At 64.8% G+C, this 21,026-nt stretch carries 20 protein-coding genes; 13 read left to right on the top strand and 7 right to left on the bottom strand.

Going from position 1 to position 21,026, the window contains the following annotated elements; translation table 11 throughout:
* The first annotated feature begins 19 nt into the window (after nt 1-19).
* From RBA40_RS28865 to RBA40_RS28855, 3 genes are all read left to right on the top strand, one after another.
* Nucleotides 20-409 (top strand): hypothetical protein, encoded by a 390-nt coding sequence (locus RBA40_RS28865; protein WP_306651953.1) that lies wholly within the window; start codon nt 20-22, stop codon nt 407-409.
* A 255-nt stretch (nt 410-664) separates the two neighbouring features.
* Nucleotides 665-1,798: a DJ-1/PfpI family protein gene (locus RBA40_RS28860; protein ID WP_306651952.1), complete on the top strand. Its 1,134-nt coding sequence runs from the start codon at nt 665-667 to the stop codon at nt 1,796-1,798.
* Nucleotides 1,799-1,833: 35 nt separating this feature from the next.
* Nucleotides 1,834-2,838: a GlxA family transcriptional regulator gene (locus RBA40_RS28855; RefSeq protein ID WP_306651950.1), complete on the top strand. Its 1,005-nt coding sequence runs from the start codon at nt 1,834-1,836 to the stop codon at nt 2,836-2,838.
* An 18-nt stretch (nt 2,839-2,856) separates the two neighbouring features.
* On the opposite strand, the gene RBA40_RS28850 is transcribed toward RBA40_RS28855, so the two are convergent.
* Nucleotides 2,857-3,393, bottom strand: a complete 537-nt coding sequence (locus RBA40_RS28850; protein ID WP_306627016.1) for a DUF2058 domain-containing protein — start codon at nt 3,391-3,393, stop codon at nt 2,857-2,859.
* A 144-nt stretch (nt 3,394-3,537) separates the two neighbouring features.
* Between RBA40_RS28850 and RBA40_RS28845 the strand changes: the two genes are divergently transcribed.
* Complete coding sequence (locus RBA40_RS28845) at nt 3,538-4,479, top strand: CAP domain-containing protein (protein WP_306651948.1); 942 nt, start codon at nt 3,538-3,540, stop codon at nt 4,477-4,479.
* A gap of 104 nt (nt 4,480-4,583) precedes the next feature.
* Here RBA40_RS28845 and RBA40_RS28840 read toward each other — a convergent pair whose 3' ends face one another.
* Nucleotides 4,584-4,856: a hypothetical protein gene (locus RBA40_RS28840; protein ID WP_306651947.1), complete on the bottom strand. Its 273-nt coding sequence runs from the start codon at nt 4,854-4,856 to the stop codon at nt 4,584-4,586.
* Nucleotides 4,857-5,095: 239 nt separating this feature from the next.
* Between RBA40_RS28840 and RBA40_RS28835 the strand changes: the two genes are divergently transcribed.
* Nucleotides 5,096-5,383, top strand: a complete 288-nt coding sequence (locus RBA40_RS28835) for a hypothetical protein (RefSeq protein ID WP_306651945.1) — start codon at nt 5,096-5,098, stop codon at nt 5,381-5,383.
* Between the two features lie 28 nt (nt 5,384-5,411).
* Here RBA40_RS28835 and RBA40_RS28830 read toward each other — a convergent pair whose 3' ends face one another.
* Both RBA40_RS28830 and RBA40_RS28825 read right to left on the bottom strand, forming a co-directional pair.
* Nucleotides 5,412-7,823 (bottom strand): DUF6351 family protein, encoded by a 2,412-nt coding sequence (locus RBA40_RS28830; protein WP_306651943.1) that lies wholly within the window; start codon nt 7,821-7,823, stop codon nt 5,412-5,414.
* Nucleotides 7,824-7,943: 120 nt separating this feature from the next.
* Nucleotides 7,944-10,247 carry a DUF6351 family protein gene (locus tag RBA40_RS28825; RefSeq protein WP_306651942.1) on the bottom strand — a complete coding sequence of 768 codons (2,304 nt, stop codon included), beginning with the start codon at nt 10,245-10,247 and terminating at the stop codon, nt 7,944-7,946.
* Between the two features lie 479 nt (nt 10,248-10,726).
* On the opposite strand from RBA40_RS28825, the gene RBA40_RS28820 reads away from it, so the two are divergent.
* Nucleotides 10,727-11,527: an HDOD domain-containing protein gene (locus RBA40_RS28820; RefSeq protein WP_306651941.1), complete on the top strand. Its 801-nt coding sequence runs from the start codon at nt 10,727-10,729 to the stop codon at nt 11,525-11,527.
* Between the two features lie 68 nt (nt 11,528-11,595).
* Nucleotides 11,596-12,072 carry a host attachment protein gene (locus RBA40_RS28815; RefSeq protein ID WP_306651939.1) on the top strand — a complete coding sequence of 159 codons (477 nt, stop codon included), beginning with the start codon at nt 11,596-11,598 and terminating at the stop codon, nt 12,070-12,072.
* 72 nt (nt 12,073-12,144) lie between these two features.
* Here RBA40_RS28815 and RBA40_RS28810 read toward each other — a convergent pair whose 3' ends face one another.
* Both RBA40_RS28810 and RBA40_RS28805 read right to left on the bottom strand, forming a co-directional pair.
* Nucleotides 12,145-14,304: a phosphocholine-specific phospholipase C gene (locus RBA40_RS28810; RefSeq protein WP_306652023.1), complete on the bottom strand. Its 2,160-nt coding sequence runs from the start codon at nt 14,302-14,304 to the stop codon at nt 12,145-12,147.
* Nucleotides 14,305-14,351: 47 nt separating this feature from the next.
* Nucleotides 14,352-14,573 (bottom strand): hypothetical protein, encoded by a 222-nt coding sequence (locus tag RBA40_RS28805; protein WP_306651937.1) that lies wholly within the window; start codon nt 14,571-14,573, stop codon nt 14,352-14,354.
* Between the two features lie 478 nt (nt 14,574-15,051).
* On the opposite strand from RBA40_RS28805, the gene RBA40_RS28800 reads away from it, so the two are divergent.
* The 6 genes from RBA40_RS28800 (at nt 15,052) to RBA40_RS28775 (ending at nt 20,433) form a co-directional block, all read left to right on the top strand.
* The gene (locus RBA40_RS28800) at nt 15,052-16,695 is read left to right on the top strand and encodes a methyl-accepting chemotaxis protein (protein ID WP_306651936.1); all 1,644 of its coding nucleotides are present in this window, start codon (nt 15,052-15,054) and stop codon (nt 16,693-16,695) included.
* Between the two features lie 142 nt (nt 16,696-16,837).
* Nucleotides 16,838-17,842 (top strand): LLM class flavin-dependent oxidoreductase, encoded by a 1,005-nt coding sequence (locus tag RBA40_RS28795; RefSeq protein WP_306652021.1) that lies wholly within the window; start codon nt 16,838-16,840, stop codon nt 17,840-17,842.
* 57 nt (nt 17,843-17,899) lie between these two features.
* The gene (locus RBA40_RS28790) at nt 17,900-18,394 is read left to right on the top strand and encodes a Dps family protein (protein ID WP_306651934.1); all 495 of its coding nucleotides are present in this window, start codon (nt 17,900-17,902) and stop codon (nt 18,392-18,394) included.
* Nucleotides 18,395-18,541: 147 nt separating this feature from the next.
* On the top strand, nt 18,542-19,312 hold the full coding sequence (locus tag RBA40_RS28785) for a ParA family protein (RefSeq protein ID WP_306651932.1): 771 nt from the start codon (nt 18,542-18,544) through the stop codon (nt 19,310-19,312).
* A 75-nt stretch (nt 19,313-19,387) separates the two neighbouring features.
* Nucleotides 19,388-20,062 (top strand): type 1 glutamine amidotransferase domain-containing protein, encoded by a 675-nt coding sequence (locus tag RBA40_RS28780; RefSeq protein WP_306651931.1) that lies wholly within the window; start codon nt 19,388-19,390, stop codon nt 20,060-20,062.
* Nucleotides 20,063-20,139: 77 nt separating this feature from the next.
* Nucleotides 20,140-20,433 carry a hypothetical protein gene (locus tag RBA40_RS28775; RefSeq protein WP_306651930.1) on the top strand — a complete coding sequence of 98 codons (294 nt, stop codon included), beginning with the start codon at nt 20,140-20,142 and terminating at the stop codon, nt 20,431-20,433.
* A gap of 69 nt (nt 20,434-20,502) precedes the next feature.
* On the opposite strand, the gene RBA40_RS28770 is transcribed toward RBA40_RS28775, so the two are convergent.
* Nucleotides 20,503-20,898, bottom strand: coding sequence for a TraR/DksA family transcriptional regulator (locus RBA40_RS28770; protein WP_306651928.1), 396 nt, complete (start codon nt 20,896-20,898; stop codon nt 20,503-20,505).
* Between the last annotated feature and the right edge of the window lie 128 nt (nt 20,899-21,026).

The following is a 21,026-nucleotide window of genomic DNA, read 5'->3' as shown; positions in this document are numbered from 1 at the left end:
AATCCAAGGAAACCACATCATGAAAAAAACTATCGCTACCCTGATCACCGGCCTGTTCGCTACCGCTGCTTTCGCTCAAACCCCTGCTCCTGCCGCCGCACCTGCGCCAGCGGCGAAGACCGAAGCGCACGTCGTCAAAACCGAATCGAAGGAAACCACGGTCGTGAAGACCGATGCCAAGGATGCGCACGTGGTCAAGACAGAAACCAAGGAAACCACGGTCACTCCCGGTGCCAAGGAAGAAGTCACCACCACCAAGACCGAAGTAAAAACCCACAAGAAGTCCGCCAAGGCCCGCGCCAAGGCAGCGAAAGAAGCCAAGGCAGCGGAAAAAAGCGCCAGCGCGCCAGCGCCGGCACCGGTCGTCACGGCAGCTGCGACCCCAGCCGCGACCCCAGCCGCCAAGTAATCACCCACCAGTCCCCGCTACGGCGGGGATGGTCTTGACCGCCTTTGCGGCAGCAAAACGCCAACCCATGCAGGTTGGCGTTTTCGTTTCCGGAGCAAATTTGGGACTAACCGCATCCGCGCATCCATGTCGATTTGGCGTGAATTGACTGTATTTTGTCATTTACGCCAAAACCACCTCCTCGTAAGATGGCCTGATACCCGGTGACGTTGACGTCCCCGCGACTTTACTTATGGCCTGACAGGAGTTTCAATCATGACTGGATTCACACGCCTCGTGCTTATCGCACTTGCCTCCCTTGCCTTTACAGGTACCTCGTCCGCCCAGGAGGTCGCGCCCGTCATGGCACCGGCCGCGGCCGCGGCCAGCATCCAGCCCACCGAAAAAATCGACACCTACGCGCCGCGCTTCGGGCGCACCCGCCCTGTCATCGCGGTTATTGGCGAAAATAGCGGCACGGTGATGTCGGACTTCGTGCTCCCCTACGGCGTGCTGGCCCAATCGGGCCTGGCCGATGTCGTCAGCGTGGCCACGCAGCCAGGTCTGCTGCAACTGCCGCCACTGCAAATCCAGCCGGACAATACCGTCGCCGAATTCGACCAGCGCTATCCCGACGGCGCCGATTACGTCGTCGTCCCGGCCTTGAAAAAGAACGATGACCCGACCCTGCTGGCTTGGGTCAGCGCCCAGGCAGCCAAAGGCGCGACCATGGTCAGCATTTGCAACGGCTCGATCGTGCTGGCCAAGGCCGGCCTGACGCGCGGCCACCGCGCGACCGGCCACTGGAGCACGCACCAGTCGCGCATGGCGGCCTATCCGGATACGGTCTGGCTGAAGAACACGCGCTATGTCGCCGATGGAAAAATCGTCTCGAGCGCCGGCATCAGCGCGGCGATACCGACGGCCCTGGCACTGGTCGAAGCCATTGGCGGCACCGAACGCGCGCGTGTCCTGGCCACGCAGCTCGGCGTCGGCGACTGGGGCAGCGCGCACAATAGCGACGCGTTTCGCATCACCTTCGGCGACCGCGTAACGGCCGTCACCTCGTATTTTCTGCGTCCAAGCCAGGATATCGGCATACCCGTGGCAGCCGGCGTGGACGAAATGGCGCTCTCGCTCGCCGCCGACGCCTACAGCGCCACCCTGCGCACGCGCGTCCACGCGCTCGCGCAGTCCGACGCGCCGGTCAGGACGCGCAACGGCTTGATGCTGGTTCCCGACATGGTCGCCGGCCAAGGCAAGCCGCTCGACTGGGTACTGCCCGAGTTCGACGCCACGCCCTCTGCCCGGGTGCTCGACAAAGCGCTCGACGACATCGCTACCCGCTACGGCACGGCTGCCGCCCGTTTCGTCGTGCTGGAAGCCGAGTATCCGTGGCAGGGGCGATAATGCGCTTTCGGTATTGGCTTACATAAGGAACACGCATGCCTGCTTCGACACCGCGGCGCATTGTCTTTCTCGCGTACGAGGACATGAACCTGCTCGACCTGGCCGGTCCGCTGCAGGCGTTCGCCACCGCCAACCGGCTTGGCCAGGGCGAGGGTGCGCAGCTGCTGTATGAAACGGTCGTGGCCTCCGTCAGCGGCGGCAGCGTCATGTCCAGCGCCGGCCTGGCGGTCGACACGCGGGCCCTGGCCACGCTTGACGGAGCAGATATCGATACGCTGATCGTCGCGGGCGGCTGCAAGGGCGAGGAATTTACCGTTTGTCCGGAACTGGTGGACTGGATCGGCCAGCACGCGGCCGGCGCGCGGCGACTGTGCTCGGTGTGCACCGGGGCGTTCGTGCTGGCCGCCGCCGGCCAATTGAACGCTCGCCGCGTGGCCACGCACTGGGCCTGGGTCGATCGCCTCCGGCAGCGCCACCCGGAAGTGCGGGTCGATGCGGATGCCCTGTTCATCCAGGATGGTGCCCTCTGGACCTCGGCCGGCGTCACCGCCGGCATCGACATGAGCCTGGCGCTGATCGAAGCGGACCATGGCCACCAGATCGCCATCCAGACCGCGCGCCAGCTGGTGATGTTCATCAAGCGCGCCGGCGGACAATCCCAGTTCAGCGTTCCCCTGGCCACGCAGGCGCGCGATGACGGCAATTTCGCCAGCCTGCATTCGTGGATCGCCAGCCACATCGACGAAGACCTCGGCGTGTCCCGCCTCGCCACCATGGCGAACATGTCGCTGCGCACCTTCGTGCGCGTCTACACCGCCACGGTGGGCCGCACGCCGGCCAAGACCGTCGAGGCGATGCGCATGGAAGCGGCCTGCCGGGCGCTGGAATCGAGCACCCTGCCCCTGAAAGCCATTTGCACGAAGATTGGCTACGCCGAAGAACAGACGCTGCGCCGGGTTTTTCTCCGCAATTTCGGCGTCAACCCGCTGCAGTACCGCGCCCGTTTTTCGGAACGCCCGGGACCTGCGCGCGCGACCTGACTGACGGACCGACCTGCGTTACCACATCAGGTCATCGGGAATCTGGAACGCTGCGTACGGATCGTCCGCATCGACTTCGGTACTGGCTTTATTCACGCGCACCACGATCGAGGCATTGCGCTCGGCGATTTTATCGGCAATCACGCGCGGCACCAGCTCGGTGGAATCGCCCTGGCGAATGATCACCAGACGTCCCGCCACCAAATGCGCCTGGACCGCGGCCGACACGTAAAAACGCTCGATCTTGTTATTGTGCGTGAAGTTGTACGCGATGTCGCCATTGCCCTTGCTCTGGCGATTTTTCTGCACCATCTGCGTGATCTGCGCGCCGATGGCTTTTTCGTTCGCGGCCGCATCGCGCTGGGCATTGAGTTCGCGCGCCCGCTCGGCGTTCTTGCGCTGCGTTTCGAGGGCGGCCAGGCGCGCTTCGTCGACGGTCTCGGTGCCGGTGCGGCGTTCGACCTTCTTCTGCTTGCTCTTGTCCTGATTGGCCTGTTTGACCTTGTTTTTGTCGACCAGGCCGGCTTTCAAAAACTGCTCTTGCAACGAGGCCATATGCACTACTCCGTAAATGAGGTTCGCCAGTCCGGACACACGCGCCGGCTGGTGGAAAAACGATAGCATAGCAAAAATGTCGCCCCCACTGCCCGGGACTTGCCTGAATCGACCTGTCCTGCGGCCGCTGTTAGAATCGCCGCCATGACGACCCTCTCTCCACACACCACCCCGACACACCGGTCCACCCGCACCCGGCTGCGATGGCTGGCCGCCAGCCTGCTCCTGGCCGCCCTGCCGGCGAGCGCCCAGCAGCGCACCACGCTTATCGAACTGATCAACGCCTATCGCGCCGCGCCGCACACCTGCCAGGGCCGTGCCATCGGGCCGGTCGCGCCGCTGGCGCCGCATCCGGCACTGTCCAGGGTTCAGACTCCTCCCGGCACCTTGCTGGACCAGGCGATTGCGCGAACCGGCTATGCGGTGGCGCAAGCCGATGCAATTTTCGTGGAAGGTGTATCCGATCCCGTGCGCGTCATGGCCAGCCTCGAACGCAGCTATTGCAAGACACTGCTGAGCACGCAATTTTCCGACGTGGGCGCAAGGCGCACCGGCGACAGCTGGATGATCGTGTTTGCCCAGCCGGCCCCGCCCTCGGCCGCCTCGCGCCTGCCGCCGCCGCGGGACGCCGGGCAGCGCATCCTGGAAGCGGTCAACCGCGCCCGCGCCAGCGCCCGCGACTGCGGCGCGCACGCGTTCGAGGCCGCCCCACCCCTGGCCTGGAACGAGGAACTCGCAAGCACGGCCCTGGGCCACAGCAGCGACATGGCCAAACAACGCTATTTCAGCCACGCCGGCAAGGATGGGCGCATGGTGGACGAACGCGCGCTCGAGACCGGTTATCGCTGGCGCCGCATCGGCGAAAACATCGCGGTCGGGCAAGACTCGGTCGACGAGGTGGTGGCCGGATGGCTCGACAGCCCGGGCCACTGCGCCAATGTGATGGATGCGCAATTTACCGACATGGGCGCGGGCTACGCCATCAACCAGGCGGGCGAGAGCGCACGCGTCTACTGGACCCAGGTGCTGGCCGCGCCGGGCGACACGGTCCCGCAAGCGCAGCCCGGTTCGCCCGAGGCAAGGTAGCGTATGTTTCATGGTTGCTCATACATACATCAGTTGGCGCACCCCAGAGCCGAGGCGGACCCACCCGTCGTTGACAGGAGCCAGCGTTGCGCCGTGTCCGCGCCTCATGCTACTCGCAAAAGGTCCCGTAACCTGCGAACCTCATTCACCAGGGCTGGTATGTCTTGACGCGCACCAGCAATAAAGTCTTGGTCGGCCACACTAGCCCCGGCCAACTCGATATCCTGGCCGCGCATTTCTTCAGGCCCTGTCATGATGAAACCTGAACCGCTGGTATGGTCGCGGCCTTCAACATATGAGCGCCATGGTCCCCTGGACGCTCGGTTAGCTCTACTTTCAATTTCAGTCAACTCTGCATCCGACAGAATGTCTTTCACGATTCCCCCTACTTTGCTCGATTCGGTATTGTTGGAGAAAATAGATTATTCTAAAGTAAGGTAGGTACTGTGGGGTGACCATAAATGGCCGCGAAAAACCGTGGCCAGCGTCGCAGGTTTCGTTCGAGAAGCGCAGCTATATGAAGGTACGATGAGCACACAGGACGAAAGTTGCGCGGCTCAGCAGGTTTTTCGGGGTCCCAAAAAAGGCCGGAGATCAGTTGGGTGGGGGAATAAGGGTGCTCGCAGTGTTCACGGTTCGGGTGCGGTGCCGCACGGTGGATTTTCTTCCGCTAATGCCGCAAAGTCGACGAGCTGCTCACTCACTCCCTGCGCAGCACCGAGCTGATGAGCTTGACATCGCGTTCCTTGTCATCAAACACGCTTGTTTTAACGACAATGGCACCACCATCTACGTGGCGACCGATATTGAAGGCCCGCTCGGTACCAGCGACAGCGGCGCGCCCACCAACAAGCTGGAAAATCCGGGAGCGATCCTGGCGTTCAAATTCAGCGGCGCCAAATAGGCCGCCGCTGCACTCCCACCGGCCGCTGTCACCAGCGCGCAGGCCGGCCCTGGTCGGCGAAGCGATAGTCGCATACGCCTTGCGGAAAAATCCGCTCCAGCCAGTCCTTGTCGCGCGCGCTGAAGCGGGCGGCCTGCGGATAGGTGCCGTCCGCGAGCGCCGCCGCCACCGGTTTCAGCTTGCACTTGAAGACATCGCCCTTGACCGACTCGCCGGCCACCATGCGCGAACTTGCATGCACCGCAAAGGCTGCGCTGCAGGCGCCTTTCGGCTGTTGATTCAATATGCCGTCCCAGACCGATGCGCCGGCCGCGATCGCGGCGCCGCTGGCGTCAAAACAGCTGTCGGTAAATTGCGCGGGCACGGTTCGCGTGCTCAGGTAGCTGTCCAGCACCCCCAGCGCATCGATGACATGCGCCGGCTGGTCCGCTGCCGCCGTCGTCAGCCAGATCACCTGGTTCTTTGCCGCCGCGCGATTGGCGTCGAACAGGCGCGCACGCACCGAAAAAGCCTGGCGCATATTGTGCATGTTGAGCACCGGTTCCAGGTACGGCCGCACATCGATCATCGGAATGTCCAGCCGCTGCCCGGTGAACACGTGGCCGGACGTATAGGCCGCGCGCACGGCCGACAGGTCTGCCGCGCGGCGCGGCGCTGGCTGGCCGGCCGGGTCGCGGCAGGTGGCGCTGCGCTGCATGTTGCGCGCGTCGAACGGGTCGGCGGCCGAATCCCACATGACGAACTGCGACGCCTCTTTCCAGCTGCCGACGCAGGCATTGATGCGCAAGAATTCATCCTTGCCGATCTGCCCCGCCGCCAGCGCGCCCAGCCCGTACTGCACGCCGACGTTGTCGATCGGGGATGGCGCAAAACCGGCGCTGTCGGTGCCGTAGATATTGGCCAGGTCGTTCCAGTGCGTCCATTTGACCTTGGCGAAGACGTCCGCCGGATAGCCGTAATTCTGCGCCACCAGGTCATAGCGCGGGTCTTTGTAGACGGGATTGACCACGGTCGGCACCGCGCCCTGCCAGCCGTTGATGCACTCGGTCGATCCCGGCTTGTCGGTGAGCGGATTGACCACCGTATCGCTGGCATTGCTGCCCTCGATCAGGGCGCGCCGGGTCCAGGACTTCCATGGCGAGGCCGGATCGAGCGCCACCTCGTCGCTGAAGTACTGCTCCAGCAGCGGACAGTCGGCCACGGGAATCGTTTGCGTGACCATGTCCGGATACGATTGCACCGGAATGCCCGCGTCCAGCAAACCCGGCCGGTTCTGCGCGAACAGATACTGCTGCACCGCCCCGCCCGAGCCGCCGATGCCGATCGTGAAAGCCGGCTGGCCGACCGCCTTGATGAAGCGTTCCTTGGTCATCGTGGCCGTTTCTTCCGCCAGGCGCATGTTGTAATGCACCCCCGCTTCATTGCCGGACGAATTGACCACCGCATACCCCTGCGCCAGCACCCGGGAAATGATCTGGCGCTCGATGCCGCGCATGCCGCTGCTGAACCAGATCGCGGTGCCCTGCTGATGGCCGATGCCCACGCCGCCGCGCAGCCAGTACACCAGCTTGCGGTTCCAGGCCGTGGTATCGAAGCGCGGCGTCGCATCCGCAGCTCCGGGAAACGGCGCCAGCATGGCGATGGTGTACGCAAAGCGGTTGATGGTGCCGGCTTCGACCCGCACCACGAACGGCACGCTGGCGCCATTGAGGGTGATCGTTTTCAGGTCGGCCGGCGGCGTGGCGTAGCCCTTGACGGCGTCGAACGGCTTGAACCCCTCGCCGGTATGGTAAAAGTAGTGAATCTGCGTTTTGATGGCGCAGTACCGGCTGTGCCCAAGCAGGCGCCCGCGCGGCGTAGCGACGTCCGACGTAGCGACGCCCGACGCCTCGAACACCGGATGGCCGATGCCGTCCGGGTTATCCACCAGCGGCTGGCCCAGGCCCGACTCCTGGGTGCGGCACACAAAAGGCTGCTGCTGCGGACCGCTGAACATGGGACCGGTCACCGGGTGATTGGTCAGCGCCAGCGCGGCCGACACCTCCCTGCCGCCATGATCGGTATAACTCACTTCCAGCGTATTGCGGCCGTCGGCCAGGCCCGATACCACGCCTTCCATGCGCGGGCCGGCGGCGGCCATCGGCGGATCGATGCGCTGGCCATTGAGCCTGAATCTCATCTGGCCGGGCATGTCGGCGGCCGCGCTGACGGCAATGCGGGCATCGCCGCCGGACACTTCGTCCGGCTTGCTCGACAACACGGTGAGCGAGATCTTCCTGTCCGGCAGGTGCACCGCGCCGCCGCATCCGGCCAGTACGATTGCCGCGAGCGCGCAAGCGGCTGTTGGGTTCCAAGCTGTCATGGCGATTGCCTCCGAGTGATTGAACGGGACCGACCAGTCTTCAATCTTGCTCTGCGATGCCTGAACAGTCTTGACCATAGTCAATTTCCGGGAGCATCAACCGACGCATTCGGAACGCTGAGCCAACACCATTGAAATTAGATGACGGATGGGCCCGTGTCAACACCTCGCGCGGCGCGAGCGGGCCCGCCGTGATGGTCACACGTTGGCTGGCCGGCCATGATCGGGTAGGCGGTAGTCGCATACGCCTTGCGGGAAGATCCGCTGCAGCCACGCCTTTTCCTCGGCAGTAAACACCATATGGGGCGGATACGTGCCATCCCTGAACGCCGCCGCCAGCGGCTTGGTCGTGCACTTGAAGATCAAGCCCTTGATCGATTCCCCGGCCTCCATGCGCGGGCTTGAGTAAATCGGAAACGCCCGGGTGCACGCGCCGGGCGGCCTGCGGTTCACTATGCCGTCCCACACATGCGCACCGGCGGCGATGACGGCGCCGCTGGCATCGATGCAGCGGTCGGTAAACTCCGCCGGCGCCACGCCGGTACCCAGATAGCGCTCCAGCACCGTCAGGGCGTCGCCCACCAGGGTGGTCATCGGCACTTGCGGCGCGTTGAACCAGATCACCTGGTTGCGCGCCGCCGCCGGATTGGCGTCGAGCAGGCGCGCCCGGATCGAGAACGACTGGCGCGCGTTGTGCATGTCGAGCACCGGCTCCAGGTAGGGACGCAGGTCGATCGCCGGAAAGGCCAGACGGCGCCCGGTAAACACGTGTCCCGAGACATAGGCGGCGCGCATGGCCTGTATATCTCCTTCGTGCCGCGGCGCCGGCGTGCCGTGCGGATCGCGGCAGGTCGCGCTGCGCCGCATGTTGCGCGCATCGAAAGGATCGGCGGCCCTGTCCCACGCAACGAATTGCGCTTGGCTTTTCCATCCGCCCACGCATGCGTTGATGCGCAAGAACTCATCCTTGCCGATCTGGCCGCGCGCCAGCGCGCCCAGGCCATATTGCACGCCGACGTTATCGATCGTGGTCGGCGCGAAACTGCGTTCGTCGGTGCCGTAGATATTGGCCAGGTCGTTCCAGTGCGTCCATTTGACATCGGCAAAGACATCGGCCGGGTAGCCATAGCGCCGGGCCGCTTCGTCGTATTCGGGATCCTTGAAGGCGGGATTGATCACGGTCGGCACGGTCTCCCACCAGCCCGTGATGCATTCGGTCGATCCCGGCGTCTTCGTGATGGGATTGATAACGGTATCGCTCGCGTTCATGCCTTCGACGAGGGCGCGCCGGCTCCACACCGTCCACGGCGAGGCCGGATTGAGGGCCACCTCGTCGGCGAAATACTGCTCCAGCAAGGGGCAATCGGAAATCGGAATCGACTGGGTGATCATGTCCGGATAGGACTGGATCGGAATGCCGGCGTCCAGCAATCCGGGCCGGTTTTGCGCCGGCAGGTACTGCTGCAGCGCGCCGCCGGACGCGCCAATTCCGATCGTATGGCGCGGCACGCCGTACGCCTCGATGAAATGCTCCTTCGTCATCATGGCCGTTTCTTCCGACAGCCGCATATTGAGCTGGACCCCGCTTTCATTGCCGGACGTGGTGATGACGGCATATCCCCGGCCCAGCAGCATCGGCATCAGCTGGCGCTCGGCGCTCCACAGGCCATCGTTGAACCACATGGCGGTGCCCTGCTGATGCCCGATGCCGGCGCCGCCGCGCATCCAGTACACCAGAGCGCGGTTCCACAACAAGCCGTCGGGCGCCTGCGCAGCGCCTGGCGCCTGCGCAAAGGGCGCCAGCATCGCGATCGTGTACAGGAAGCGGTTGATGCTGCCGCCCTCGACCCGCACCACGAACGGCACGCTGGCGCCATCGACCGTGATGGTTTTGAGGTCCGGCGGCGGCGTGGCGTAAGCGCTGGCCGGATCGAATGGCTTGAACGCGTCGCCGGTATAGTAAAAGTACTGAACCTGCGGCTTGATGCCGCAGTACCGGCTGTAGCCGAGCAAGCGCTTGCTGCCGGCTTCGAATACCGGATGACCGATGCCTTCCTGGTTGTCGACCAGCGGCTGGCCAAGGCCGGACTCCTCGGAACGGCAAACGAAGGGCATCTGCTGCCGGCCGCTGAACATCGGCCCGGTCAGGGGATGGTTGGTCAGCACCAGCGCATCCGACAGGGCCCTGCCGTGCGCATCGACATACGTCACTTCCAGCCGGTTGTCACCCTCGGCCAAACCGCTGACGATGCCTTCGGCGCGGTTTCCCGACCCCGCCATGGGCGGCTCGATGCGGCGCCCATTGAGCCGGAATGCCAGCTTGCCCTGCAGAGCGGCCGGACCGCTGACCTCGACGCGGGCATCGCCGCCGGACACCCAGGCCGGCTCGCTGGAGAGTACCCGCAGCGCAATACCCGGCTTCTGGATCGGGATGGCGCTGCCGCATCCGGCTATCGCGATGGCGGCAAGCGCGCCCACGCTCCAACGTTTACTATGATTCATGGCAATGGTCCTCCGGTCGATTGTCCAACACCCAGGCGTTGTCAATCTTGCTCTGCCATTCGCCCCCGGCATTGAGGACAGTCAGTCCGCGCGGCCGCCGCCCGCCCCCTGTGCGCACGCTAAAAACAACACCCTTGGCCCACCTCGCGCGCGCCGCATTTTTACGCATTCCGCATGGCGCGCCAGTCGCCCGTAGAGGAAACGCGAAAGCGTCCGCGCGCGCGGCCGGGCCGGCGCCAACGCGGGCCCGGCGCGCTGTCCTGGACGCTGCGGATTTTGTTTGCATGGGGCATTACTCATAGTAGACTGGATCATCAACGCAAGCCGGGGAAAACCGAAGCATGCCTGCCCAATGCCGCAATGCCATTGACCCATCGACGCGCCCGGCCCCCCCCCGGCGGCGGCGCCCTTGTCCTGTCCAAGCTATTCCGTTTGCCTCCCCGTTCACCACGCCGCGACTGACCTTCAAAGGAAGCACTATGTCCGAACTCTCCGCATTTTTTCAGAACGTCAAACTCCCGGTGATCTCCGAAGTGGCCCACTCCCTCATCAAGACGCTCGATGATGAAGATGCCTCGGCCAAGTTGATCAGTTCCATCATCGCGCGCGATCCGGCGCTCACCGCCAAGCTGATGCGCCTGGCCAACAGCGCCCGCTTCGGCGTCTCGCGCGGCGTCAATTCGCTCGACGACGCCATCGCCATGACCGGCATGTCGCACGTGCGCACCCTGGCGCTGGCAGCCTGCTTCGCAGAAACCTTTCCCGACCTGCCCGGCCTCGACAGCGATGAATTCTGGAAAAGTAGCATGGCGTGCGCCGGCTATGCCAAGTGGCTCTCGTCGAGCCTGGGCAGCGACGGCCAGGATGCCTGGCTGGCCGGGATGATGGTGCGCCTGGGCGAACTGCTGATTTACCAGGCCGAACCGACCGCCTTCGCGGAAATCGAACAGCAGCCGCACCTGCCGGGCGGGCGCTGGGAGCGCGAACAGCGTCTGCTGGGTTTTTGTGAAGGCGAAATCACGGCCGAGCTGGGCCGGCGCTGGAACTTCCCGGAGACGATCGTGCGCGCACTGGAATGCTCGTCGGACCCGATGGCGGCCCATCCGTTCAGTAAGCTCGGCGCCATCATCCACCTGGCCAGCCTGCTGGCCGATACCCCGAGCGACGACCCGGAAATCCTCGATTCGCTGCCGCAGGACATCGTCACAGCCTTGCAACTGAACCACGAGTGGATGAAAGCCAAGTTCCCTTCGCACAGTTCGTTCTCGGCAGCCCCGTAAGCGGCGCGCGGAACCATTGCGCGCTCCGGTACTCCAACATCTTTTATCGTGGGTTGAAAGGAGATGTCATGGAGGCGACCTGGATCGTGGTGGCCAATGCCGCACGGGCGCGCTTTTTTGCCGGGTCCGGCGACATTGACGACAATGGCGAGCTGGAAGAAATCAACGATATGGTCAATACGGCGGTGCGCCTGCGCACCACGGAGACCGAGCCGGACAGAATCGGCCCGACTTCCGCGACCAAGAGCATTCATAACACCGGCGGCGCCGCACCCAACAAACGCTACGAGCCGCCGCAAACGCCGACCGAGCACGAGACCGAACTGTTCGCCCGCAGCATTAACAGCTTCCTGCTGCAGGGCTTGCACGAAAACCGCTTCGGCCAGCTGGTGCTGGTTGCCTCGCCGCAGTTCCTGGGCGTGCTGCGCAAGCTGCTCGATCCGCAACTGACGCCGCTGCTCAAGTTTGACATCAACAAGGACTATACCCATATGAACTCGCGGCAACTGCGCGAGCAATTGCAGACGCGCGAGCAGGCGCCGTAGCGCCCACGCGGGCAGCTGCGGCATGTGCCGGCCAATCGACACTTACTTGCCGGCTAGTTGCCGATTCGTCGATTAATCGCCGGCCAGCGCCAGCCCGCCCATGGCCGGGTCGCTGATCGAATCCTTGCCCGTTTCCACGCGGCCCGCAAAGCGCCGCACGTAACCGGGCAGTTCCGTCACGCGCACGCTGAAGTCGTACCAGTTTCCGCAGTCGCACAGTGGCCAGGCCTGCTCCGACAGCGCGCCGGGCGCCACCGTCACGTTCCACGCCGGCGCATCGAGGTAGGCGTTGGCCTTGAGCACGAAGGTGGCTGCCACATTGCCGGTGTTGCGCAATTTGGCCGACACGCTGCCGTTGGCAATGTCGTAGCAGACCTGGATTTCCGGCTGCGGCCCCTGGCGCGACGCGGTGCCGCTGAAGTGGCGGTGAAAGCCGTTCGGCCCCAGCACCCACAGGTCGTACATGCCGTGCTGGTCGCCCAGCGCCCACACCCCGTTCAAGTCCTTGTTCGCTTCGACCGTGTACCGCCGCGGCGGCTGGGCCAGGCGATTCTGGTCGTACACATGGAACACCGCCGCCGCCGCGCCCGTATTGGAAAACAGCAGCTCGACCTCGACCTTCTCGGGATGGACCCGCGCACTCACATGCAGCTCGTACGGCAAGGCGCGCGATGGCCGCGTGCCCGTTGCCTGGGTCGGCAGTTCCGGCAACACCGGCAAGTCCGGAGTCTTGGTGCCCGGCAGCGCGCGGGCGCGGGCGGCCAGTGCCTTGGTGTCCGGCAAGGCACTGGCGAAGGCCGCCCCATCCGGGTCCTTGAAGTTGAATGCACTCGTCAGATCGCCGCAGACGGCCCGGCGCCACGGGGTGATGCTCGGTTCCATCACCCCGAAACGCGCTTCGATGAACCGGATGACCGAGGTGTGGTCAAACACTTGCGAGTTGACCCAGCCGCCCTTGCTCCACGGCGAAATCACATACATCGGCACGCGCGGGCCCAGGCCGTACGGGCGGTGCATGAGCGCAGGCGCCTCCATCGTTTCGGTGGTGGCGAACTCGTGATATTCACCCACGGTGCTGACGGTGGATGCGCCGGCCAGCACGGCTTGCTTCGCATCGCTGTTCCATTGCACGTACGATGGCGCGGCAGGCGGCGGCACGTGGTCGAAAAAGCCATCGTTTTCGTCGAACATCAGGAACAGCACGGTTTTGCTCCAGACCTCGGTGTTCGAGGTCAGCGCGTCCAGCACGGCCGCCGTGTACTCGGCGCCCTGCGCCGGGCTCGATGGCCCGGGATGCTCCGAGCCTTCGGCGGTGGCGACGATGAACGACACTTGCGGCAGACGGTTACTCTGCACGTCCAGTTTGAGCTGGTCGAGGTCGCGCGTGCTCATGCCCCGTTCGCGCAGCTGCGGATCGGACCCGGGCACATTGGCGAACGCATCGCGAAAGCGCTTGAAGCCGGCCAGCGGGTTGTCGGTGAAGTTGTCGGCCATGTTCTGGTACACCTGCCAGCGGATGCCGGCCGCCTGCAGCCGTTCCGGGTAGGTGAGCCAGGCATAGCCGCCGGTCGGATCGTGCTCGACGCTGTCGTAGCTGTTGCCGATCACGGGGCCGTTGCCCTGCTTGAGCGGGTCGTTGGCGCCGCTCCAGGCGAACACCCGGTTCGGATTGGTGCCGCCCTGGAACGCGCTGTGATAGGCGTCGCACACCGTAAACGCGTTGGCCAACGCGAACTGGAAAGGAATATCGGCTTCCTTGTAATAGCCCATCGAATGGTTTTGCTTGTGCGTCGGCCAGTTGGCGAGGATGCCGTGGTTCCACGCGTACTGCGCGTTCGGCCAGCTGTGCGGCGTGCCGGCCACCCGCATCGTATCGAAGCTTTGCTGGGTATTCAGATGGAAGGGCGCGATCACGCGCGGCGCCGCCGGCACGCTGTCGTTGAGCTGATACCAGACCCGGTGCTTGCCCATCGCGTTCGAGGCCGGCAGCGGGATCGGGAAGCGGTCGCCGAAACCGCGCACCCCTTTCAGGGTGCCGAAGTAATGGTCGAAGGAACGGTTTTCCTGCATCAGGATGACGATATGCTCGACATCCCTGATGGTGCCGGTGCGGTTATTGGCCGCCACCGCGAGGGCCCTGCTGATCGCCGGTGGAAACATGGAGAGCGCCGCGGCGCTGCCGCCGATACTGGCGGCCTTGCGCAAGAACGCGCGTCTGCTGTTGGGTGTCATCGTCATGGTCGGTCAAGCCTGTCGGGTGGTGCGGGGGGACGCCGCGCTCATGGGGCGCAGCGCATGCTGGCGGACTTGGCGCTGCAGGCGCGCGCGGGGTCGGCGGCGCCAGGCGCGGGTGCCGGTTGCTGCGCCACCGGCGCGGACGGGGGCGGGGCCGGGTCGTCGTTGCCGCAGGCGCCCAGGCTGGCGCCCATCAGCGCGGCAAACAGGACGCGCGCAGCCAGCGGCATCGAACGGGGTCTTGGCGTGTAGTACAACATGAGCATGTCTTTCCTGGAAAATCATCTGGGTCACAATCTGTCGGGCGAGCAAGAAAGATAATATTGCCGTAATGTTACGCCAGAGTGACCTCCGGATGACCTTGCAATTACACATTATTTCCAGATATCCATTCTGCCAGCATGCGGCTTGTTGCTTTTCGGGCAGTCCAGGCCAGTTTTGTCCGGCCTTCGGCAGTCAGTGTTTGACTCTCAAGTTTCCATAACGCAATCTTTCCTTTAAGAATTCACAATCCTGTCGGCGGCCCCATGGCGCTTCCAGGTCGAGCCCCTCATCCGGTGCCGCGCTTCCCGGCGCAGGCCTGGTCGGCGGCCCTGTAGCGATAGCGGGCAAGCAAGCGCAGTCTGTCGCCAACCAGCCTCGCTGGCGTTCCAAAAAGCACTGATCAACATCAACAAAGCGCGGCGCGTGTGCTATCTTTCAATAGACAGACGGGCTCGCAGACTGCACGCAAAGGAAGTCGCCATGAGTATTCCCTTTCTTGAATCGATGAGCATCGCCAAAAAGCTCGCCACCCTGATCCTCAGCAGCGTGGTCGGCATCGTGGTGCTGACCGCCCTGTTCCTGGTGTCCGAAAAGCGCCTCATCCTGGAGGAGCGCGAAAACAATGTGCGCCAGGCCGTCGAAACCGCGCACGGCATCATCGCCTACTATCACGGCCTGTCCGACAAGGGCGGCATGCCCAAGGCCGAGGCGCAGAAGCATGCGCTGGCCGCCATCAAGGTGCTGCGCTACAGCAAGACCGAATACTTCTGGGTGCAAGACCAGACGCCGGTGGTATTGATGCATCCGATCAAGCCCGCGCTCGACAATACCAATGTCAGCGCCACCAAGGACCCGACCGGCAAGCATCTCTTCGTCGAGTTCGTCGACACGGTCAAGGCCAGCGGCGCCGGCTTCGTGTTCTACATGTGGCCCAAGCCCGGCAGCGAACATCCGGTGCAGAAAGTGTCGTACGTGCAGGGCTTCGCGCCGTGGGGCTGGATCGTCGGCTCGGGCGTCTACATCGATACCGTCGACGCCACCATCCGCTCGCGCCTGATTTCCTTCTCGCTGGGCGCGCTGGTGCTGGCCGGGGTGCTGCTCGCTCTCGGACTGGTGATCGGGCGCGGCCTGCTGCGCCAGCTCGGCGGCGAGCCTGACTATGCGGCCGGGATCGCGCGCAGCATCGCCGAAGGCGACCTGAGCATCAACATCGACCTCAAGCACAATGACACCACCAGCCTGCTGCATGGCATCCGCACCATGCGCGACGACCTGGCCAAGATCGTGATGCAGGTGCGCATGGGCACCGATACCATCGCCACCGCATCGAGCCAGATCGCATCCGGCAACCTCGACCTGTCCTCGCGCACCGAGCAGCAAGCCAGTTCGCTGGAAGAAACAGCGGCGTCGATGGAAGAGCTGACCGGCACCGTCAAGCAAAACTCCGACAACGCGCGCCAGGCCAACCAGCTCGCCGCCACCGCGTCCGACGTGGCCATGCAGGGCGGCGCGGTCGTGGCCCAGGTGGTCGACACCATGGCCTCGATCAACGACTCGTCCAGGAAAATCGTCGACATCATCAGCGTCATCGACGGCATCGCCTTCCAGACCAATATCCTGGCGCTGAACGCGGCGGTGGAAGCGGCGCGCGCCGGCGAACAGGGACGCGGTTTCGCCGTGGTCGCCTCGGAAGTACGCAACCTGGCCCAGCGCAGCGCCGCGGCCGCCAAGGAAATCAAGGCCCTGATCGGCGACTCGGTCGAGAAGGTATCGGTCGGCAACAAGCTGGTGGCCGACGCCGGCGGCACCATGGACAATGTGGTGGCCAGCGTGCGCCGCGTGACCGACATCATGGCCGAGATTTCGGCCGCCAGCCACGAGCAGAGCGCCGGCATCGCCCAGGTCAACCAGGCCATCGCCCAGATGGATGCGGCGACCCAGCAGAACGCCGCGCTGGTCGAGGAAGCGGCTGCCGCGGCCGAGAGCATGCAGGACCAGGCCGCGCGCCTGTCGCAGGTGGTGGGCGTGTTCCGCCTCGACGGCATGGGGGGCCAGCGCGGCGCCCTGGCGGGACGCGCGCCGAGGCAGGAACGGCTGACGCAAGCGGCCGCGCACACGTTGTAAACACAGCGCGCCCGCGCTGTGGATTGCCTGACGACATGGGGACAAAACGCCTTTTAAACGGCGCACCCGTCCCCATGTGGGTAAGACTGCGCTGCACAATCAGAGGCCGCGCCAGCCCCCTTACCGTCCCAAGGCACTGATGATGATTCCCTTTTCCGTACTCGACCTGTCCCCCATCACCCAAGGCAGCACCGCGCGCGTGTCGTTCCAGAACACGCTCGACCTGGCGCAGCATGCCGAACGCTGGGGCTTCAACCGCTACTGGCTGGCCGAGCACCACGGCATGCCGGGCATCGCCAGCGCCGCCACCGCCGTGCTGCTGGGCTATGTGGCCGGCGGCACCTCGACCATCCGGGTCGGCGCCGGCGGCGTGATGCTGCCGAACCACTCGCCGCTGGTCATCGCCGAGCAGTTCGGCACGCTCGAGTCGCTCTATCCCGGCCGCATCGACCTGGGCCTGGGGCGCGCTCCCGGCTCGGACCAGGCCACCGCGCGCGCCATGCGCCGCAACCTGCAATCGGACGCCGACCAATTTCCGCAAGACGTGGTCGAGCTGATGGATTATTTTTCCGATGCCTCGCGCCGCCCGGTCATGGCCGTGCCCGGCGCCGGCCTGAACGTGCCGCTCTGGATCCTCGGTTCCAGCCTGTTCGGGGCCCAGCTGGCCGCCCAGCTGGGCTTGCCGTATGCCTTCGCCTCGCACTTCGCGCCGGCGCAGATGATGCAGGCTGTGGACTTGTACCGCGCCCGCTTCCGTCCGTCGGCCCAGCTCGACAAACCGTATGTGATGCTCGGCTTTAACGTGTTCGCCGCCGATACCGACGACCAGGCCGCGCTGCTGGCCACCTCGATGCAGCAAGCGTTCGTGAACCTGCGCAGCGGCCGTCCGGGACGCCTCCAGCCGCCCGTGTCCGCCTACCTCGACGCCCTCGGCCCGCAGGAACGCGCCATGCTCGACCAGGTGCTGTCGTGCTCGGCCATCGGATCGCCGCAAACGGTCGCGCGCCAGTTGCAGCAGTTCATCGAGCGCACCGGCGCCGACGAGCTGATGATCACCTCGCAAGTGTTCGATCACCAGGCGCGCCTGCACTCCTACGACATCGTCGGCCAGGTGCATGCCGCTGCCGGCTCGCACGCGTTTGCCTGAAATCGCCTATATTCTCAACCGCTTTCCAATCAACGCCTCATACAGGAGCATGTACCCATGAACAGCAACACCTCGCCCGCCCCCATGGTCGACCTCGGCATTGCCGACGACGGCCGCAAACAGATCGTCGAAGGCCTGTCACGCCTGCTCGCCGACAGCTACACGCTGTACCTGAAGACCCACCAGTACCACTGGAACGTCACCGGTCCCATGTTCCAGACCCTGCACACCATGTTCATGACCCTGTACAACGAGCAGTGGCTGGCGGTCGACCTGATCGCCGAGCGCATCCGCGCGCTGGGTGAGCTGGCGCCCGGTTCCTACCAGCAGTTCGCTTCGCTGACCTCGATCACGCCGACCAGCGGCACGCCCAACGCCAAGGAAATGATCCGCGACCTGATGGAAGGCCAGGCCACCGTGGTGCGCACCGCGCGCGCCCTGTTCACCGTGGCCGAGAAAGCCAACGACCAGCCTACCTGCGACCTGCTGACCCAGCGCATGCAGACGCACGAAAAGTACGCCTGGATGCTGCGCAGCCTGCTCGAAGACTGATCCCCCGGCGCCGGCCGCCTGTTGTGCCCGGCCGGCGCCTGCCTGCGACCAAACGTCGCATCAAGCTCACACTTCACCTCCCGCTTGCCCGATGCTGCATCGCAGCATGCTAGTATTGTAAATTAATCACTTTTCCCGGGCCGGCAGATGAAACGTGTGATTTTCAACCAGAAGGGTGGCGTCGGAAAGTCGACGATTGCGGTCAACCTGGCGGCCATCGCGGCCCATCAGGGCAAGAAAACCCTGCTGATCGACATCGATCCGCAGTGCAACGCCAGCCGCTACCTGCTCGGCGCGGCCATGAGCGAAGTGGCGCCGACCATGGGCGCCTACTTCGAGCAGATGCTCAACTTCATCGTCTTTCCCAAGCCGGCCAGCGAGTTCGTGCACCCGACGCCGTTCGAGAATCTGTCGATCATGGTGTCGCACCCGGAACTGGGCGACCTGCAAGCCAAGCTCGAATCGCGCCACAAGATCTACAAGCTGCGCGACACCCTGGCCGAACTGGCGAAAGACTTCGACGAAATTTTCGTCGACACGCCGCCCGCGTACAACTTCTTCACCCAGTCGGCCCTGATTGCCGCCGACCGCTGCCTGATTCCTTTCGACTGCGACGATTTTTCGCGCCAGGCGCTGTACACCCTGGTGGCCAACGTGGCCGAGATCAAGGCCGACCACAACCCCGCGCTGGAGATCGAAGGCATCGTCGTCAACCAGTTCCAGGCGCGCGCCCGGCTGCCGCAGCGCCTGGTGGACGAACTGGGCGCGGAAGGCTTGCCGGTGCTCGGCAACAAGCTGTCGAGTTCGATCCGCATCCGCGAATCGCACGACCGCAACCTGCCCATGATCCACCTCGACCCGCGCCACAAGCTGAGCCAGGAAATGCTGGCGCTGTACCACGAACTGCAAGCCGCATAAGGCCTGCTGGACGACGCCGCAACGGCATCTGTGCCAAACTGCCAGGATTGTTTCTTTCCCAACCCTGGAGTCCGCATGAATGTATTGATGGTATTGACCTCGCACGATCAACTGGGCGACACCGGTCACAAAACCGGCTTCTGGCTCGAGGAATTCGCTGCACCGTACTACGTGCTCAAAGACAAAGGCGTCAACGTGGTGCTGGCCTCGCCGGCGGGCGGCCAGCCGCCGCTCGACCCCAAGAGCGACGCCCCCGATGCGCAGACCGACGCCACACGCCGCTTCAAGCAAGACCCGGCCGCGCAGGCGCTCCTGGCCGCCACGCACAAGCTGGCGGATATGAAGGCCACCGAGTTCGACGCCGTGTTCTACCCGGGCGGCCACGGCCCCCTGTGGGACCTAGCCGAAGACAAGCATTCGATCAGCCTGATCGAAACCATGATCGCCGCCGGCAAGCCGGTAGCCGCTGTCTGCCACGCGCCGGGCGTGCTGCGCCATGTCAAGGGTGCGGACGGCAAGCCGCTGGTTGCCGGCAAGCGCGTCACCGGCTTCACCAACACCGAAGAAGAAGCGGTCGGCCTGACCAAGGTGGTCCCGTTCCTGGTGGAAGACATGCTCAAGGAACACGGCGGCATCTATTCCAAAGGGCCGGACTGGGCCTCGTACGTGCTCACCGACGGCTTGCTGATCACGGGCCAGAATCCGGCGTCGTCGGAAGCGGGCGCCGAAGCGCTGCTCAAACTGCTATAAAGTCATCGACCCTCCGCGTGGCGCGAACCGGTTTCACGCCACGCGGTCCGGCATGACCGACAACACAGGAGAGCACCATGGACGAACAGGACCCGAAACGCCGCGACATGCAACCCCCTATTCCCACCCATCCGCCCGACCCGGCTGCCGCCGGCGACGCCGATAAAGTCGCCGGCCCGGCTGGCGCTGTGCGCTCGGGGCCGGCGGCACCCGGCGGCACTGGCCTGGGCTCCGGTCCGGCGATCGACAATGCCGGTGGCGCCGGCCTGGGCACAGCCCCTGGCGAGACGTCCGGCGCGCACACGCCGGCCGGCCAGCGCGACCAGGATACCCGCGCCGACGACCTGCAGGACCGTCGCGGCAAAGGCTGAGGTAGCGAGCCGGCATCCCCGGGCGGCTATCGGCCGCCCTTCACCGCAACTGACCGCAACTGACCGCAACTACAGCGTCGGGCCACGCACAGGCGAGGCCTGCCGTTCCAGCTGGTCCTGGCAAGCGATGCAGGTCTGCGCGGCCGGGTTGGCCAGCAGCCGTGCCGGCGCGATCTCGTCGCCGCACACGCCGCACACATTCGCCACACCTTCTTCCACGCGGACCATCGCGGCATCGATGTCGCGCAGCTGAGCCTGTTCGTGCTCCAGCAGTGCCAGTTCAGTATCGCCAATCTCGCTGGCCTGCGCCATATCGTCGGGCTGGCCCAGATGCGCAACATGCGATGCCATCCCTGGCTCCTCCCCGCCGGACATGCGCACGCATACCTGCGCGGTCAACGCGGCGCGCGCCTGGTCGAGGCGCTGGCGCAGTTCCTTCTTTTGTTCCTTGGCAAGCGGCCTCATTCCCTGATCCCCTTCTCCGATAGCGCGCAATGCAGGCAGTGAGGCCGACGCTTCGCACGCATGTTTGATCGAGCGCAAACGCGCGCAGCGGGACCGCGCGCCGACGCCATGCGCGCGAACCTCGCCCG

Source organism: Massilia pseudoviolaceinigra (genome assembly GCF_030846505.1).
Classification (GTDB): Bacteria; Pseudomonadota; Gammaproteobacteria; order Burkholderiales; family Burkholderiaceae_D; genus Telluria_A; species Telluria_A violaceinigra.
The sequence above is the reverse complement of the archived record's forward strand: the minus strand, read 5'-3'. Positions and strand labels throughout refer to the sequence as shown.

Coding starts and splice junctions, on each gene's coding strand:
- RBA40_RS28865 (WP_306651953.1), top strand. CDS start 20: ATGAAAAAAACTATCGCTACCCTGATCACCGGCCTGTTCGCTACCGCT.
- RBA40_RS28860 (WP_306651952.1), top strand. CDS start 665: ATGACTGGATTCACACGCCTCGTGCTTATCGCACTTGCCTCCCTTGCC.
- RBA40_RS28855 (WP_306651950.1), top strand. CDS start 1,834: ATGCCTGCTTCGACACCGCGGCGCATTGTCTTTCTCGCGTACGAGGAC.
- RBA40_RS28850 (WP_306627016.1), bottom strand. CDS start 3,393: ATGGCCTCGTTGCAAGAGCAGTTTTTGAAAGCCGGCCTGGTCGACAAA.
- RBA40_RS28845 (WP_306651948.1), top strand. CDS start 3,538: ATGACGACCCTCTCTCCACACACCACCCCGACACACCGGTCCACCCGC.
- RBA40_RS28830 (WP_306651943.1), bottom strand. CDS start 7,823: ATGGTCAAGACTGTTCAGGCATCGCAGAGCAAGATTGAAGACTGGTCG.
- RBA40_RS28825 (WP_306651942.1), bottom strand. CDS start 10,247: ATGAATCATAGTAAACGTTGGAGCGTGGGCGCGCTTGCCGCCATCGCG.
- RBA40_RS28820 (WP_306651941.1), top strand. CDS start 10,727: ATGTCCGAACTCTCCGCATTTTTTCAGAACGTCAAACTCCCGGTGATC.
- RBA40_RS28815 (WP_306651939.1), top strand. CDS start 11,596: ATGGAGGCGACCTGGATCGTGGTGGCCAATGCCGCACGGGCGCGCTTT.
- RBA40_RS28810 (WP_306652023.1), bottom strand. CDS start 14,304: ATGACACCCAACAGCAGACGCGCGTTCTTGCGCAAGGCCGCCAGTATC.
- RBA40_RS28805 (WP_306651937.1), bottom strand. CDS start 14,573: ATGCTCATGTTGTACTACACGCCAAGACCCCGTTCGATGCCGCTGGCT.
- RBA40_RS28800 (WP_306651936.1), top strand. CDS start 15,052: ATGAGTATTCCCTTTCTTGAATCGATGAGCATCGCCAAAAAGCTCGCC.
- RBA40_RS28795 (WP_306652021.1), top strand. CDS start 16,838: ATGATTCCCTTTTCCGTACTCGACCTGTCCCCCATCACCCAAGGCAGC.
- RBA40_RS28790 (WP_306651934.1), top strand. CDS start 17,900: ATGAACAGCAACACCTCGCCCGCCCCCATGGTCGACCTCGGCATTGCC.
- RBA40_RS28785 (WP_306651932.1), top strand. CDS start 18,542: ATGAAACGTGTGATTTTCAACCAGAAGGGTGGCGTCGGAAAGTCGACG.
- RBA40_RS28780 (WP_306651931.1), top strand. CDS start 19,388: ATGAATGTATTGATGGTATTGACCTCGCACGATCAACTGGGCGACACC.
- RBA40_RS28775 (WP_306651930.1), top strand. CDS start 20,140: ATGGACGAACAGGACCCGAAACGCCGCGACATGCAACCCCCTATTCCC.
- RBA40_RS28770 (WP_306651928.1), bottom strand. CDS start 20,898: ATGAGGCCGCTTGCCAAGGAACAAAAGAAGGAACTGCGCCAGCGCCTC.